This is a genomic window from Halalkalibacter flavus (assembly GCF_036663575.1).
Lineage (GTDB): Bacteria > Bacillota > Bacilli > Bacillales > Bacillaceae_D > Halalkalibacter > Halalkalibacter flavus.
Window position 1 is genome coordinate 60,260 of the sequence record NZ_JAWRVK010000013.1, and the last position, 16,441, is coordinate 76,700.

Genomic DNA, 16,441 nt, shown 5'->3' on the forward strand with positions numbered 1-16,441 from the left:
TGCCTTCGGGAATCCACTTATTGCTGTGAAAAAACTACTTTTTTGAACAGACTCGATTTTTTTTGTGTTTTCTTGTAGCATCTGGTCTCTTTTTGTAGATTTCTTTCTATACTTATGTATATTTGTAAGCAACCAAATTGCAAACGCTTACAACACTTAGGAGGTGTCAATGATTTAAAAAGTGAGATTTGAACGCGAATAAATAAAAAACTAAAGAGGTGATTCTTATGGTAGAAGCGATCATTGATTGGGGAAATACGATTTTATGGTCCTATGTGTTAATTATTTTACTTGTTGGGTTAGGTATTTATTTTACGTTCAGAACGAAATTTGTTCAAATTAGAAATCTTGGAGAAATGTTTCGTTTAATGAAAGAAAGTCCTTCGACTAACAGCGGAAAGAAACAAGTTTCATCATTCGGGGCGTTCTGTATTAGTGCTGCATCAAGAATTGGGACAGGTAATCTTGCTGGGGTGGCCATTGCGATTACTTTAGGAGGTCCTGGTGCTGTCTTTTGGATGTGGATTGTTGCCATTTTTGGTGCAGCATTAAGCTTTATTGAAAGTACGTTAGCTCAAGTGTATAAGGTTAAAGGATCTAACGGGTACAAGGGTGGCCCAGCCTTTTATATGGAAAAAGCTCTTGGTGCTAGATGGATGGGGGTATTGTTTGCGATATTAATCACCTTCTGTTTTGGACTGGCTTTTAATTCGGTTCAAGCAAATACGATAACATCTGCATTTGAGGAAGCCTTTGGCGTAAATCGACTTGTCCTCGGCATTGCTTTAACTGTACTGACTGGGTTGGTTATCTTTGGCGGCGTGAAGCGTATTGCTAAAGTGACTCAGGTAGTAGTTCCGATTATGGCTCTATGTTATTTAATTTTAGCTACATATGTAGTGATTGGAAACATTGGCGAAATTCCTGGGATGATTGGTCTTATTGTCTCTAGTGCATTTGGTTTCAACGAAGCGGTTGCTGGTGGGATTGGTGCTGCGATTATGAATGGTGTCAAGCGCGGATTATTTTCGAATGAAGCTGGAATGGGGAGTGCACCTGTTGCAGCAGCAACCGCCGATGTGAGTCATCCAGCAAAACAAGGATTTGTTCAGACATTAGGTGTGTTTATCGACACATTATTCATTTGTAGTGCAACTGCGTTTATTATTTTATTATCGGGTGTTCAAGGAGAAGGAATGGGTGGCATTCAGCTTACTCAAATTGCCTTAGCTAGTCATGTTGGTTCGTGGGCAACAATTTTTGTAGCTATTGCCATTTTGTTATTTTGTTTTAGTTCGATTGTTGGAAATTACTACTATGGTGAATCCAATTTAGAATTTATTAAGGAAAATAAGACCATGCTCCTTGTCTTCCGTCTAGCTGTCTTAGCGGTAGTACTATTTGGGTCCGTTTCAAGTCTAAGTATGGTTTGGAATCTAGCTGATCTCTTTATGGCGCTAATGGCAATCACAAACTTAATTGCTCTTCTTTTAATTGGGAAAATTGCGATTGCAGTTTTAAAAGATTATGTTAAACAGAAAAAAGAAGGAAAAGATCCCGTATTTTATGCTAGCAGCATTGAAGGCCTAAAAAATGTAGAATGCTGGGAAGATGAAGAAATTTATGAGAAGCATAAAGAAGCCTAATGCTATAAACGGGAAAGCTTGTCTACAGCGACATGATTAAATACAGTTATAATTAAAAAAGTAGGAGGGCACTGAAAAGGTACAAATCAACCTTTTCAGTGCCCTCTTTAGGGGGGTTATTTAATTAATAACATCGTCGCCCCGTTATGTGAGCTCCTTTTCGTTCGATATCATCTGGCGCAGTTTCTATAAACCGATATACCTTATTAATCCTCAGGATCCCAAGTTGTAGATAGATCCCAAGCCAGTGGAGTTTCTATAATTTGTTTGACTTCTTTTATATTAGTCGTTTTACCAAGTGCCCACATCAGCTTGGCTACAATGGCCTCTTTGTTCATATCTCCAGATAAAATCACATCATACTGTGCAACCTTTCTGCCTACCTCATATAGATATAAATCTCCTCCTTCTTCTAAACATTGAGTTGAAATGAGGACGGCTATGCCTTCATCGATTAGCTCTTTTATTTTAGGTAAAAGATTTCTTTGTTCAAATGGAACACCACCATTTCCATAACTTTCGATAATTACCCCTTTATACAACTTCTTCAAAAAATCAAAAATCTTCGGTTTTGTTCCAGGGTGTAATTTCAAAACAAATACATCAGGACATAAACTTGTATCTAATGTAAGTTTCAGTTCATTACGTTCAGGCTGCCAGTAGTAGGTGATTCGATTTTCTTTTATCAAAGCGACATAGGGTAAGTTTATACTTTCAAAAGCATCGTAGCTTTTTGTCCTCATTTTAACAGCCCTTGTTCCCATCATGACACGCCCATCAAATACAACAAAAACCCCGCCTATGTTTTCACTTGCAAACAGCAGTGCATCTGATAGATTTTTTTTTGCATCTGTATGTTTAAAGCTGATAGGAACTTGAGAACCTGTCACAACAACTGGCTTTTGCAATCCTTGCAGCATATAGGACAATGCAGAGGACGTAAAACTTAGCGTATCAGTTCCATGAGTGATCACAAATCCATCATACAGGTCATAGTTTTGATGAACAGCTTCTGCAATTTGAACCCAATGTTCTGGCTGCATATTTGTACTATCTCTGTTCATGAGGATTTGATAGGTTACATCAACAGATAAAGATGTGTCGTTAAAATAATCTAGTATATCCTTTGCTGAGAGACCGGGAACAAGTCCCTCCTCACCTTCAATTGATGCAATCGTCCCACCAGTAGCAAGTAACAATAGTTTTTTCATATTTGTCCACCTTTATCTTCCAATATCGTAATAGTGTTTGCATAACGCGACCTTAATGTTTATTATATTATAATATAAGCAGACTGAAATCAATATGTTGTTCTCGTTTCGAGAACATTTTTCTTGATGAGTTATTTTCTTATACTATATAATTTATGACGATAAGAGCGTGTTCAACATTAGTCATAGAAGAAAACTACTTTTTCTCTACTATTAAACTATAAAAAATACGGAAGCAGGGATCCAGTTGTTAAAGCGATTATCAGAACTTAGAAAGAAGAAAAATTGGTCAATGCAGGAAACGGCCGACCGGCTTGGTATTGCAAAAAGTACGTATGCGGGCTATGAATCTGGCTACCGAATGCCTTCTATCCAAGCGTTAGCAGACATTGCTGATTTGTACGAAACAACGGTTGATTATATTTTGGATCGCGAAGTAGAGAAGCTTCTGAAATTTGAACTTAATGAACTATTGGCATCAGAGGAACATGTACTAATACTTGATCATTCTCCGTTAACTGTGGAGGAATTAAGAGATTTTATTGCTTTTACTAGGGTAAAGAGAGAGCTAAAAAAGGACCTTTGATGAATATGTATGGTCCTTTGTCTACCACTTTGGGAGGGCACTGAAAAAGGTCGATCTTTACCTTTTTCAATGCCCTCTCACTTTGGCCTGAAGGTGTCTCAATAGAGAAAAAAGTAATCTATTGAGACGTCTCCTTCAACTCATTCGAGTAAAGGAAGAAAAAAACTTTTTTAATCGTTTTGTAGTGTTTTGTTCTTTTTCGTAGCTTAAATTTTAATCTAAATATGAAAGTTGACAGCTTAATAATGGAAGCGGTTACATTTAGGAGGAAGGCGAATGCAATCACTGCAGGGAAAAAGGATAAGTATGAATATCATTGAGGGAGAAAATCTTGATCGCTGGGTAAAACAGTGCCGTCCACTTGGTAGGAAAGGACGTTGTGCAGAGTACATTCCTGCTCTAGGGGAGTCAAATCTCTTAGATTTAGGGATTTGCATCATTACCCCAGAAGGTGATGAGATCAAATCAGGGGAATGGGACGTTCCTTTTACTCTACAAAGTATCTCAAAAGTCATTAGTTTTATTGCTGCTTGTTTAGACCGTGGAATTTCATTTGTGCTAGAACGTGTTGATGTTGAACCAACCGGGGATGCATTTAATTCGATTGTCCGCTTGGAAATGAATAAACCAGGGAGACCATTTAACCCAATGATTAATGCAGGGGCTATTACAATAACTTCGCTCCTTAATGGGGAATCACCTGAGCAAAAGTTAAATTCGGTATATAAATTGCTTGAAAAAATGATTGGGAGACGACCAACTTTTAACGAAAGAGTTTTTCAGTCAGAATGGAAAACGGCGAATCGTAATAGAGCATTAGCTTACTATTTAAAAGAGAGCGGTTTCTTAGAATCAGAGGTTGAAGATGCGTTAGAAGTTTATTTAAAACAATGTTCCATTGAAGTAAATGCCAAAGATATTGCTCGAATGGGTTTAATTTTATCTCAAAATGGATACGACCCGATTCAAAAAAGACAAGTCTTTCCTAAGGAGGTAGCAAAGTTGATTAAAGGTTTAATGATGACTTGTGGGATGTATAATGCCTCAGGGAAATTTGCAGCTTTTGTTGGGGTCCCAGCTAAAAGTGGAGTGTCAGGGGGGATTATTGCTTCAGTTCCAGCAAGATATGAGCAAAAAATCCCTTTTCAAATGGGGTGTGGCATCGGTATTTATGGTCCAGCAATAGATGAGTTTGGAAATAGCATAGCGGGAGTTGAACTTTTGAAAAATCTTGCAGATGAATGGGATTTTAGTATTTTTTAACAATTGGATCAAACATTTAAAAACGATATGAGGATGAAAAAAAGAGCAAGGGTGGTATAAAAGATGATCACTACAAAGGAAATCAAAAAAGAAGAAAAAAAGAATGTGTTAAGTCTGTTCCAATCTACACAAAGGGTCATACAAGAAGCGTTACATAAATTAGGTTATAAAGATGAAATGTTCGAGCTTTTAAAAGAACCAATCAGAATGCTTACAGTACGTATTCCCGTTCGTATGGATAACGGAGAAGTTAAGATATTTACTGGTTATCGTGCACAACATAATGATGCTATCGGACCAACAAAAGGAGGAATACGATTTCATCCTGAAGTAACTGAAGAAGAAGTAAAAGCGTTATCGATCTGGATGAGTTTAAAATGTGGAATTGTTGATCTTCCGTATGGCGGGGGAAAGGGTGGGATCGTATGTGATCCGCGAAGCATGTCTTTTAGAGAATTAGAAAGGTTAAGCCGGGGATATGTACGAGCCATTAGTCAAATTGTAGGTCCAACAAAAGACATTCCGGCACCGGATGTATTTACAAATTCACAAATTATGGCTTGGATGATGGATGAATATAGTCGTATTCGAGAATTTGATTCACCAGGTTTTATTACAGGAAAGCCACTTGTACTTGGTGGTTCACATGGAAGAGAAAGTGCTACAGCAAGGGGTGTAACCATTTGTATAGAAGAGGCTGTAAAGAAAAAAGGTCTTACATTGCAAGGTGCACGTGTGATTATACAAGGATTTGGAAATGCAGGAAGCTTCCTAGCTTCTTTCATGCATGAGATGAGAGCAAAGGTAGTCGGGATATCCGATGCTTATGGAGCTCTTTATGATCCGGATGGCCTTGATATTGATTATTTGTTAAGTAAAAGGGATAGCTTTGGTACGGTGACCAATCTATTTAAACAAACGATAAGCAATGAAGAGCTGTTGAAGTCTGATTGTGATATTCTTGTGCCAGCTGCGATATCCAACCAAATTACGGTGGACAACGCTCATGAGATTAAGGCGGAGATTATCGTAGAAGCTGCAAACGGACCAACAACATTAGAAGCTACTAAAATATTAACAGAACGTGGCAAATTTCTAGTCCCCGATGTATTAGCAAGTTCAGGTGGTGTCACAGTTTCCTATTTTGAATGGGTTCAAAATAATCAAGGGTATTATTGGGACGAAGAAGAGATTGATAAAAAATTACGCACGATTATGAAGCATTCATTTGAAAATATATGTCAATTATCACAAAGACATCAAGTTGACATGCGTCTAGCCGCTTATATGGTGGGGGTTCGGCGAATGGCAGAAGCCTCTCGTTTTAGAGGGTGGGTTTAGAATTGGTGGAAAGTAGAAATAGAGAGTGGTGCTTGGGGGCTTGAATTGTTTGTAAAACATACAGAATACGAAGGTAAAGGTTCCTGTCATTGTGCAAATTCGGCAAGACAGGAACCTATTCAAAAGTCATTTCCAATATAAATAACGTTATATCTTTGGACAGTCATTGTCATTAAAGGACCTTATTTCTTCGAGCCTAACATGGAATAATCGGTGATGGTTATGTCTATATCGTAGTTAATTGCAACGTCACTAAATGTTTTATCCCAATCTTCTTTTATATCTTCCCAAACTCTAGGATGCTGAATTCTTAAACGTTTTCCGAACCCAGCAACATCTACCTTGTATTCATCTTGCATTTTCTCTAATACATTTCTCACTAAACGCTCCACTTCTTTTTTTATAGCTTTTTCTGCCTCTTTTAGAAATTCGTTATCAAAAGCATTTCCCGGCCAAACCCAATCCTCAATTAAGGTTCCTTCTGATTGGATTTTCACATCAAATGAGATAGTGTCTTCTTCATTCACATAAGCTTTAATTTTACTTTTCATTGAGTCAATCTTGTACACGACCAGTTGGTCTGTATCTTTATAAAAACTTTTAACCACACCGCCTTTGCCTTCTCCAGCTATCCATATGATGCCCTCTAAATCCTCTTCATCTAAATAACCAAGCAGCTTTTTTGTTTTGCCATTGATTACGGCTGCACCTACAAGTTTTACCTCTCCTTCTTTTGCGACCACTGTTTGCAAAAGGAAACTAGAATCTCCTGCTAGTTGGGCAAGGAGCTTTGTTAATGTAACAGGAGGCAGAATACGGGTAGTGATTGGGCGATTTTCTACAAGTTCAATTAGGCGAAATGACGGGATCTCTCCCGCTTTTTTTGTCTCTAAAGTGTCTTTGGCTCGCCCTTTGGCAACAAACCAATTGACGCTTTCTCTTACATCCAGAGAACGAAAGTATTCATTAATTAGATTTGAAAGATTTATGTTACGGGCCAGCTCTTCACCAATTATCACTACTTTTAGGTGTGAGCCATGGGGGAGGTGCTCATCTAGTAACGCTGTTTCTTTTAGTAATTGATAGATGGAGTCTCCTGTAACAGAAATGTTTTCGTACGCCTTTTGCTGACCGCCTCCAATTTCTTGTTGTCCTTTCCCAGTTGCTTGCGGGACGACGTTTTGCAAGGTGAATGTGACCAGATTCCTTTTTTTATATTTGCCATCTTCTTTTTCGAACTCTTGCTCAAGCTGAGTAGGCTCACCCATATCCAATGCTTCCCCTACTTTAAAGGATAGTTCTTCAATGTCTCTCTGATCCCAGCACCCTGCAAGAAACAGGAGTAAAAGAACCGACAGTAAAACGAATAAAAAACGTCCATTGTTGTCATCTTTCTTCATTCTTTCCCTCCTCGTACATCAAATAAAAGCAATGCGACATGACCGAGCTACCCTTGGTGAACGAGGGTATTGTACCTTTGCTTAGGCAATTAGAGAACACAGTGAACACTCTTTACAGAAATGAACGGTCTATCTGACAGATTCTAGTAAGGAATATTCCATAAGGTAGCTAACCTTTCCGAACGGAATCAATTGTTTGCAAGAACTTTGGACGACGTTTCATTTTTTTAAGTGGCATACGTACGATAAAGTCGTTCCAGTCGCTTACACGATAAGGAGCAGCTGGACTGACATATGGTACACCAAAACTTTCAAGCTTCACCATGTGGGATAAAAGTAAGAGGACAAACAGAATGACCCCATACAATCCAAACACCGCCGCACTGAACATAGCGAAAAAGCGAAGAATGCGTAAAGTAATCCCAGCACTATACTGAGGGATGGTGAAGGAGGAAATAGCTGTCACTGCTACAACAATTACCATAACGGGGCTGACGATTCCTGCTCGCACGGCAGCTTCTCCAATAATCAGCCCCCCGACAATCCCCATCGCAGAGCCAATCGGTTTAGGCAAGCGCAGCCCAGCTTCCCGTAAAATTTCGATAGCCACTTCCATAATCAACGCTTCGATAATGGATGGAAACGGAACACCTTCTCTTGTTCCCGCAATGGAAATGGCTAAATCAGTAGGGATCATTCCTTGATTAAATGAAATAAAGGAAATGTACAGAGCTGGTCCTAATAACGAAATAAGAGTGGTAAAAAAACGCAATAGACGAATGACCGTGCCTGAAATCCAGCGATCATAGTAATCTTCAGGTGTTTGCAGCAGCATACTAAAAGTAACCGGAACAATCAAGGCAAATGGGGTCCCGTCTAAAAGGATTGCAACTCGTCCTTCCATTAAAGCGGCCATGACTCGGTCAGGGCGCTCTGTATTTTGTACTTGCTGAAAGGGGCTGAGGTAATTATCTTCAATCAACTGCTCCAAATAGCCTGTGTCCATTACATTATCAATGTCGATTTTCTTTATTCGTGCTTTGACCTCTTCAACTAACTCCGGATTAGCTACATCTTGAATATAGGTAATAACAAGCTGTTTGTTTGTTCGTTTGCCTACTTGGAATTTAACGATGGATAAGTTCTCATTTTTACCACTGCGTCTCAAGAGAGCGGTGTTGTCAATTAAATTTTCATTGAAACCAATTCGTGGCCCTCTAACCGCTTGCTCTGAAGTAGGCTCTTGAATATCACGTGTTTTTCCTTTCGTAGTCCCGAGCACTAATACACTCGGAGACCCGTCAATAAGAAGTACAGTTGAACCTATCAATACTTCTGACACCACATCTTTTATGTTTACAACTTCTTTTAATTGGCTAATAGAGAGAATATGATTTTTAATAAACTCTAATGTGATTTTGCCTTCACTTAAAAGATGGTTCTGTTCTTGTTCTTCGGTAAAGTCAAGCATTAGTGATTTCATGATATGTTTGTCAATGAGGTCAACATCGGCTAGCCCTTCAACGAAAATGATTGCACCCTGTACCACTAGTTGTCCTATATGAAACTTTCGAAAATGCACATCCGAGTTATGGCCGATTACTTGATTTACAAGATCTAGATCAGAGGTGAGATCACCAGAAAAAAACTCTGTTGTAGCTTGAAAAGGCTTAGATTCTTGTGTATTATCTTGAACCGCAGTTTCCTTTAGTTTCCTCTTTAATTTCCTTCTTTTCATTTTCATCACTCTTCCTCTGATGTATTAACCCATTCAAATAATTTCGAAATAATATAAGGAATGAAAAAGGCAAAAAAGGCTTGTACGTAAACGACCCAATCTGGAAGTTGGGAAACAATTGCTTTCCACATTTTTATCCTCCTTCTCGTGTCTAAGTTAGAGCTGAAAATAAAGTCTAGCGATTTGCCTATTTTGTCAAAAAGATAAAGTGACATAGAACTACTATAAAAAAGCGGCATAATTCTCTACTATTATTTGTTCATTGTTTTGGCTATATGCGGAATTTTCCACAAACTAAAGGCTGTACTTACATTTAGTGAGTGAAAATTTAGAGGCTATGCCATTCTTTTTACGGCTGAACATCAATTTTCTTTTTCCCATCCTTTAATCTTAAAAAAATGAGAAGCAGTAATGGCAGAACACCAAATAAACCTAATGCGATATTGCCAATTAAATCCCCGATTTTAAATAGATCATTTGTAGTTTTCGGAATGATAGCAATGAGATAAATGACAGGCATCAATCCATACATAAATAGGCGAATGTTCTTTTGGAAGAGTTGAGATAGTCCCAAAGCAGCGGAATAATAGGTTATTGTAAAAGTAGCAAATATTTGCATAATCCATATTACGAGTAACAAAGACTCAAAACGTTCAAATATTAAACCGGTAATTTCATAGGTCCGCATGAGATCAAGAGTCGGCCACGTTCTCAATGTAACCCCATCGACGGATAACGCTCCGATGACCATTACGACCGTTATGACGTAAAATAACAAGGGTATGGAAATCCCGACTAATACAACTTTTACAGCTTGATTTGGATGTTTCATAAACGCTACAATAATGAACATTATTTCAAAGCCTGTAAACGCAAGAGCCGTTGTCTTGATGCCATCTAATACAGGTTTAACGCCCAACCCTAATACAGGGCGAAGATTATCAATTTCAAACACTCCGAAGCTTAAAGAGGTGACCAATAAAAAGATGATAATCGTAATGGGAAAGATAATCTCAAACAGGCGGGTGAGCGGGTTGATTCCTCCAATGATCAAATAAAGACCGATCCACATAAAGGGCAAAGTGATGGCCCAGATCGGGGTCTCATTGAGCAGATATAATTCTGTTACTGCCGCTAATGAGCGAACTTGATTCCCAGTACTTAAAAGGAAATATCCAATAATAAGGAGACTAAGAAACATTCCCAGCCATTTCCCAACAAGTTCTTGGCTGTATTGAAAAAAAGTTTTTTCAGGAAAGCGTTGACTTATTTTTACAATAATTACCCCTGCAATCATCGCAATCAATCCGCCTATAATGACGGCGATCCATGCATCCGGTGTCTGTATTTGCTCCACAGTTGTTCTAGGAAGGGTAAGGATCCCAACAGCAACAATATAATTGATCACGATAATAATGGCTTGGGGAGTGGTAATTTTATCTTTTGTACGAACTATCATTGCTTATCACTCCTTTTCATAGTGAGCTATTCTTAGGAGAGTTATAATCAACTTAGAGTTTCCATAACTCCAAAAAAATTGGAACAAACAGGTAGACCTTATTAAATCCATTCTTTGCAAATCGCGCTTAATCTATCCATTAGTAGAAAACAATTGAAACAATGTAATTCATCCTGTCTCCAATTCTCAGATCTTAGACAAAGCTATGAATTCACATAAAAATAAACCGATTCTCGTTTCTAAAAGGACGTCGGCTTTTGAAAACAGTAAATCATTTTCATTTTAATTGTAGTTTTTTGTTTCTTTCCGTAACTTAAGTATTAAATTAAATTACACCTTCTCACTGTGTACACTAACAACCGTTCACTAAGGGGAGGGCATAAAAACGTAATTAGAAACGATTTAACTATAAGGAGGGAAATACCTCAATTTAATTTACGAAGTTAATCGTAATAGGGATATTTGCTGTACCTGCTGCACATCGCTTAAAATTACTTTTAAAAATCCAACGTATATGTCGGTATATAGAGAATGGAAGAGAAATCACGCTATAGTAGTTGGAAATGAATATAATTAAAATTGGAAGGTGTTTAGAATGATTCAAGAAACTCATACGATAACAAGTCCTTGTAAAGGGATCATTGAAAAAGTTTTAATTACAGAAGATTCATACGTCTACGAGTGGGAAAAGTTAATTTTTATTAAAACGCCTGAAGGAAATATGGAAGAGATTTCTGTAGGTGCTAGTGGCACGATTACCTCTCTTTGTATAAAAGAAGGAGACTCTGTATCGACAGAGAGCATATTAGCTCTATTAAAAGATGATCTTTTGATCACTGGTAGTGATTAATGTTTTATAATATGTAAGTTTGGGTTATAAAGGGATTTCTTAGTAAAGGTTTTAAACGCATTATTATAATCCGCTACCCCAGTCACTTTAAAGAACCTTAGACCTGGCTGATAATTTTAAATGGTGGATTCTTTTACTGATCATAGAGATCCACCTTTATACGAGATCAGACCGCCAGTACATGCCAGCTACTGGCGGTCTCAATCCTTTTTCGAATTTAGATCAATTCCGCTGAGTACCCTTTTTTCTGCAATGCTTTTATGATTTCTTCAATATGGTGCCGATCTCTTGTTTCAACAGAAATAGATAATTGGGCATAGCTCGGATAAATTTTATCCCCCATGTGGCTAAAGGAGATATCTAATATATTTCCTTGGTGTTCTGTCACAACCTGTAACACTTTTTCAAGGTTTCCAGGCTTATCTTTGAGGATGGTATTGAAACGCATAAAACGTCCGGCCTCAACCATACCTCTTTCAATAATTCTAGAAATAAAACTTACATCCACGTTTCCGCCACTTATAACGGGTACAACTTTCTTGTTTTTGATAGGAAGCTTTTGATTTAACAGGGCAGCTAGTGAAACTGCGCCTGACCCTTCCACGAGTAGTTTGTTCCTCTCAAGTAGCATAAGCATCGTTCGAGCAATTTCTGTTTCATCAACAGTGAGCATGTCATCCACGTATCGTTGAACTAATGGAAAGGTGTGTTGACCTGGCCTTTTGACGGCAATCCCATCTGCCATCGTTGGACTAGCTTCGACTGTGATTGGTTCCATTTCCAAAAGCGATTGTGCCATACTCGGACAAGCCGCTGCTTCTACTCCGTACACTTGTATAGATGGATTTTTTTCTTTCACTGCCGCTGCGAGTCCAGCAATTAACCCGCCACCCCCGATTGGGCAGACAATAGCATCGACTTCAGAAATCTGTTCCATAATTTCAAGTCCAACCGTTCCTTGCCCAGCAATGACAGCTTCATCATCAAAGGCATGAACAAAAGCAGCTCCTGATTGATCTTTTAGATCTAGGGCATAGGCAAGGGCTTCATCGAATACAGCTCCTTTTAATTCAACGTTGGCACCATATTCTTTTGTTGCTTGTACTTTGCTTAATGGAGCCCCTGCTGGCATGATAATGGTAGAAGGGATGCCAAGCATCCTACTGGCATAAGCAACACCCTGTGCATGATTTCCTGCAGAAGCAGCAACGACCCCATTTTTTAATTCTTCTTTTCTCAATGAAATCATTTTATTGTAGGAGCCGCGTACTTTAAAGGAACCTGTCTTTTGCAAATTCTCAAGCTTTAAATAAATATCGTTATCCGAATATTCACTAAAGGTTAGTGAGTAGTCTAATGGAGTTTTATGTACGATTCCCGTCATCTTTTCCTGAGCTGTTACAATATCGTTTAATGAAACCATTTGTGCCCCTCCTAGTTATGCTTTAAATCAGTTGAACTAGTATTATGTTAGTTTTTACAGGAGGAAAAAGGTTATTCGCAACAATATTGATACATTTCTGCTAAGGTCTGATTCAAGTCATTAACTGCTTAAGTAAGGTTACTAAAGCTCATAGAGAGACTCATTCATAATAGTGCCATAAGCTTAAATCTTTTTTGCTTATCAAAATTGTGATAGGGTTTATGTAAGACCAAATTAAAGAAGAGAGCGGAAGTCATGGAGATGAAACTAACTCACAAGATAATTAAAGAATTATGCGGTATGGTCTCCTATAAAAAAGGGGACTCTTTTTATCGCTCCAATAAAGTGACATTTCAAGAGTATAGACCTGATTTCTGTGAAGCGTCCGTTAGTGGGAAGGAAGACTTTCATGTCACCATAGAAAAAGGAGAAGCTGGGGACATTCAGATGACGTGTAGTTGTCCGACATTAGCCAACTATCAAAAAAGCTGCCAGCATATCGCAGCAGTTTTACTTTCGCTTTATGATCTGCAACGACAAGAAACATCCCCTTTAAGTGTTCATTCTAATCCAGCAACCTATGGTGAGTTAACAAAAGACTTTATCTCTCTTTTTCAAGAAAAACAAACACAATCAAGTGGACAGAAACGTTATTTTGAAGAAAGAGAGGTTCTGACTGTCAGGTTTATCATTAAACCTGTTTTGACCGGAAAGAATCAGCCCTTGCTTGGAATAGAAGTTGAGATCAAGAAGACAAAAATACCATACATACGCGAGTTTCTAGTAAATGTGGAACAAGGAAAGCCTAGTGTAGGTACTTATGAGCCAAACATTCACTGTTTTTCAAAGGATACAGATGCCATTATCCAACAGCTTATCCGAATCATTCATGATGAAAAAGCCTTTCTCGAAGCAATGCCTGAGGTTACCGATACGAATCAGATATTACTGATTCCACCATCCTCTTGGGAGGACCTGATCCCTTTATTCTCAAAGGCCCCATTCATTTCGCTTATGCATGATGGACATGAATTTGAACAATTTAATCTGGTGGAAGGAGCACCTCCTATCCAGTTTACCCTTGAAGAAACCGAGGGTCCCGATCATCAATTGGCGATCAAAGGTTTTGAACGAATGAGTGTTTTGCCACTTTATCGTGTGGTGTTGTGTGAGGGGAAAGTGTTTCAACTAGAGGAAAAAGATTGCGAGCGATTATTTGAATTAAAGCAAATGCTAGCGTCCCCAAGTAACAATCATGTTCCGATTCCACAAGGGGAAATTGAATTTTTTCTTACTGAAATCGTACCTGGCCTGAAAAAAATTGGTGAGGTCCACCTTTCAAAAGCGTTGTCTCAGGAGATGTTGAAAGCCCCACTTGTTGCCAAGCTATACTTGGATCGTTTGAGAAACCGACTGCTTGCAGGACTAGAATTTCATTATGAAAATATCATGATTCAACCATTAGAAAGCCGAGACATTGCCAAAGGCCCGATGGTGATCAGAGATTTGGAAAAAGAAGAGGAAATCCTGCAATTAATGGAGCAAAGCGGGTTTTCAAAAACAGATGGCGGTTATTTCATGCAAAATGAATTGTTTGAATATGAATTTTTATACCATGTCGTTCCGAAGCTTAAACAACAAGTCCGAATCTATGCGACAACGGCTGTACGAAACCGGATCTTTAAAAAGAACGCTTTTCCGAAAATAAGAGTGAAGGTCAATCAAAAGGAAAGAACCAATTGGCTGGCATTTACATTCGAGATGAACGGGGTAGCAGACAATGAGATTAAGGAGATTTTAGCGGCATTAGAAGAGAAACGTAAATATTACCGTCTTCAAAATGGGTCGCTCCTGTCGCTTGAGACAAGAGAAATGGAAGAAATTCAACGTTTCTTGAATGCCGTTCCGCCTCAAGATCAAGACTGGGATGCTAGTTTGAATGTGCCTATCACACAAGGACTCAAGTTTCTTGATTCCATTGAGGACAGCGATGTTTTTAAGGCAGAGGAATCATTTCGACAATTTCTTGATCAGCTGCTGAATCCTGGAAATGTAGAATATGAGGTACCGAGAAACTTCGAGTCAGTATTACGAGACTATCAAAAGCGCGGATATCAATGGATGAAGACACTCGCAAGCTATGGCTTTGGAGGTGTTCTAGCCGATGACATGGGGCTTGGAAAAACGGTGCAAAGCATTACCTTCATCGTTTCAGAGCTTGAGCGTATTCGCAAAAGCGGCCAACCTGTGCTAATTGTTTGTCCATCCTCCTTAACGTATAACTGGTTACGTGAAATCATGAGATTTGCACCTGAACTACAAGCGGTTGTGATCGATGGAAGGAAAGAAGAAAGAGAACGGCTTCTAAAGGATCCGAAAGAAGATATCATCATTACGTCATATCCGTTACTCCGGCGGGATATCAAATGGTATGAAAAGCAAATGTTTCATACGGTTTTCTTTGACGAAGCTCAGGCGTTTAAAAACCCGGTAACCCAAACCGCTCGAGCCGTTAAAAGAATTAAGACCGAACACTGCTTTGGGCTGACAGGAACACCGGTTGAAAATTCAGTTGAAGAACTTTGGTCGATTTATCATGTCGTCTTTCCTCAGCTATTCCAAGGATTAAAAGAATACAGCCAGCTAACGAGGAAACAAATTGCTACAAGAGTTCGCCCGTTTTTACTGCGTAGAATAAAAGAGGATGTGCTTTCCGAGTTACCTGAGAAAGAGGAATCACTTGTAACAGCCGAACTGCTCCCTGAACAAAAGAAGCTCTATCTGGCTTATTTAGCAAAGCTCAGGCATGAAACCGTAAAGCACCTTGATAAGGATACACTGCGAAAAAACCGAATAAAAATATTAGCAGGAATAACCAGGCTGCGCCAAATTTGCTGTCATCCCGCTTTGTTTGTAGATGGCTATAAGGGAAGCTCAGCGAAATTTGAACAGCTTCTGCAAATCGTTGAAGAATCAAGACAGGCGGGTAGAAGAGTGCTGATCTTCTCCCAATTCACGAAAATGCTTGAACTAATTGGCAGAGAGCTCATATTAAGAGGACATACTTATTTCTATCTTGATGGGCAGACTCCTTCAGAGGAACGATTGGATCTTTGCCATCGATTCAATGATGGGGAGAGAGAGCTGTTCCTGATTTCCTTGAAAGCAGGGGGAACAGGACTGAACCTGACAGGGGCGGACACCGTTATCTTATATGATCTATGGTGGAATCCTGCCGTCGAGGAACAAGCGGCAGATCGAGCACACAGAATGGGGCAGGAAAAAAGTGTGAAAGTGATCAAGCTAGTAGCACGTGGTACGATTGAAGAAAAGATGAATGAGCTGCAGGAGAAAAAGAGAGATCTTGTTGCGGAGATTGTGGATTCAGAAGAGCAAAGGTCAGTTGCCTTAACAGAAGAGGATATTCGTGAGATATTAATGGGGTAACTAAGCATGGGGGTCAGCATCAGAGAACGATACAGCTTAACGAAGAAGCAATTTTCCTAGCAAGATTTTCTTACCAT

At 38.9% G+C, this 16,441-nt stretch carries 12 protein-coding genes; 6 read left to right on the forward strand and 6 right to left on the reverse strand.

The window, feature by feature from the left end:
• Nucleotides 1-227: 227 nt before the first annotated feature.
• Nucleotides 228-1,646 (forward strand): alanine/glycine:cation symporter family protein, encoded by a 1,419-nt coding sequence (locus SAY88_RS10690; protein WP_332631696.1) that lies wholly within the window; start codon nucleotides 228-230, stop codon nucleotides 1,644-1,646.
• A 206-nt stretch (nucleotides 1,647-1,852) separates the two neighbouring features.
• Here the strand turns inward: SAY88_RS10690 and SAY88_RS10695 are convergent, their stop codons facing one another.
• Complete coding sequence (locus SAY88_RS10695) at nucleotides 1,853-2,857, reverse strand: asparaginase (RefSeq protein ID WP_332631697.1); 1,005 nt, start codon at nucleotides 2,855-2,857, stop codon at nucleotides 1,853-1,855.
• A gap of 247 nt (nucleotides 2,858-3,104) precedes the next feature.
• On the opposite strand from SAY88_RS10695, the gene SAY88_RS10700 reads away from it, so the two are divergent.
• The 3 genes from SAY88_RS10700 (at nucleotide 3,105) to SAY88_RS10710 (ending at nucleotide 6,047) form a co-directional block, all read left to right on the forward strand.
• Nucleotides 3,105-3,443, forward strand: a complete 339-nt coding sequence (locus SAY88_RS10700; RefSeq protein WP_332631699.1) for a helix-turn-helix domain-containing protein — start codon at nucleotides 3,105-3,107, stop codon at nucleotides 3,441-3,443.
• A gap of 306 nt (nucleotides 3,444-3,749) precedes the next feature.
• Nucleotides 3,750-4,706, forward strand: coding sequence for a glutaminase (locus SAY88_RS10705; protein WP_332631764.1), 957 nt, complete (start codon nucleotides 3,750-3,752; stop codon nucleotides 4,704-4,706).
• A 63-nt stretch (nucleotides 4,707-4,769) separates the two neighbouring features.
• Nucleotides 4,770-6,047, forward strand: coding sequence for a Glu/Leu/Phe/Val family dehydrogenase (locus SAY88_RS10710; protein ID WP_332631701.1), 1,278 nt, complete (start codon nucleotides 4,770-4,772; stop codon nucleotides 6,045-6,047).
• 182 nt (nucleotides 6,048-6,229) lie between these two features.
• On the opposite strand, the gene SAY88_RS10715 is transcribed toward SAY88_RS10710, so the two are convergent.
• The 4 genes from SAY88_RS10715 to SAY88_RS10730 all read right to left on the reverse strand — a co-directional run bounded on the left by SAY88_RS10715 (nucleotide 6,230) and on the right by SAY88_RS10730 (nucleotide 10,644).
• Entirely contained in the window at nucleotides 6,230-7,447 is a 1,218-nt protein-coding gene (locus SAY88_RS10715; RefSeq protein ID WP_332631703.1) for a Ger(x)C family spore germination protein, read from the reverse strand.
• Between the two features lie 169 nt (nucleotides 7,448-7,616).
• On the reverse strand, nucleotides 7,617-9,191 hold the full coding sequence (locus SAY88_RS10720) for a spore germination protein (RefSeq protein ID WP_431308857.1): 1,575 nt from the start codon (nucleotides 9,189-9,191) through the stop codon (nucleotides 7,617-7,619).
• Entirely contained in the window at nucleotides 9,191-9,316 is a 126-nt protein-coding gene (locus SAY88_RS10725; protein ID WP_332631707.1) for a hypothetical protein, read from the reverse strand. Before SAY88_RS10725 ends, SAY88_RS10720 begins: the two co-directional genes overlap by 1 nt.
• Nucleotides 9,317-9,534: 218 nt before the next feature.
• Nucleotides 9,535-10,644, reverse strand: a complete 1,110-nt coding sequence (locus SAY88_RS10730; protein WP_332631709.1) for a spore germination protein — start codon at nucleotides 10,642-10,644, stop codon at nucleotides 9,535-9,537.
• 595 nt (nucleotides 10,645-11,239) lie between these two features.
• Between SAY88_RS10730 and SAY88_RS10735 the strand changes: the two genes are divergently transcribed.
• Nucleotides 11,240-11,494 (forward strand): biotin/lipoyl attachment domain-containing protein, encoded by a 255-nt coding sequence (locus tag SAY88_RS10735; protein WP_332631711.1) that lies wholly within the window; start codon nucleotides 11,240-11,242, stop codon nucleotides 11,492-11,494.
• Nucleotides 11,495-11,711: 217 nt separating this feature from the next.
• Here SAY88_RS10735 and ilvA read toward each other — a convergent pair whose 3' ends face one another.
• Nucleotides 11,712-12,917, reverse strand: coding sequence for a threonine ammonia-lyase (gene ilvA / locus SAY88_RS10740; protein ID WP_332631713.1), 1,206 nt, complete (start codon nucleotides 12,915-12,917; stop codon nucleotides 11,712-11,714).
• A gap of 255 nt (nucleotides 12,918-13,172) precedes the next feature.
• Here ilvA and SAY88_RS10745 point away from each other — a divergent pair, with 255 nt between their 5' ends.
• The gene (locus SAY88_RS10745) at nucleotides 13,173-16,364 is read left to right on the forward strand and encodes a DEAD/DEAH box helicase (protein ID WP_332631715.1); all 3,192 of its coding nucleotides are present in this window, start codon (nucleotides 13,173-13,175) and stop codon (nucleotides 16,362-16,364) included.
• The last annotated feature ends 77 nt before the right edge of the window (nucleotides 16,365-16,441 follow it).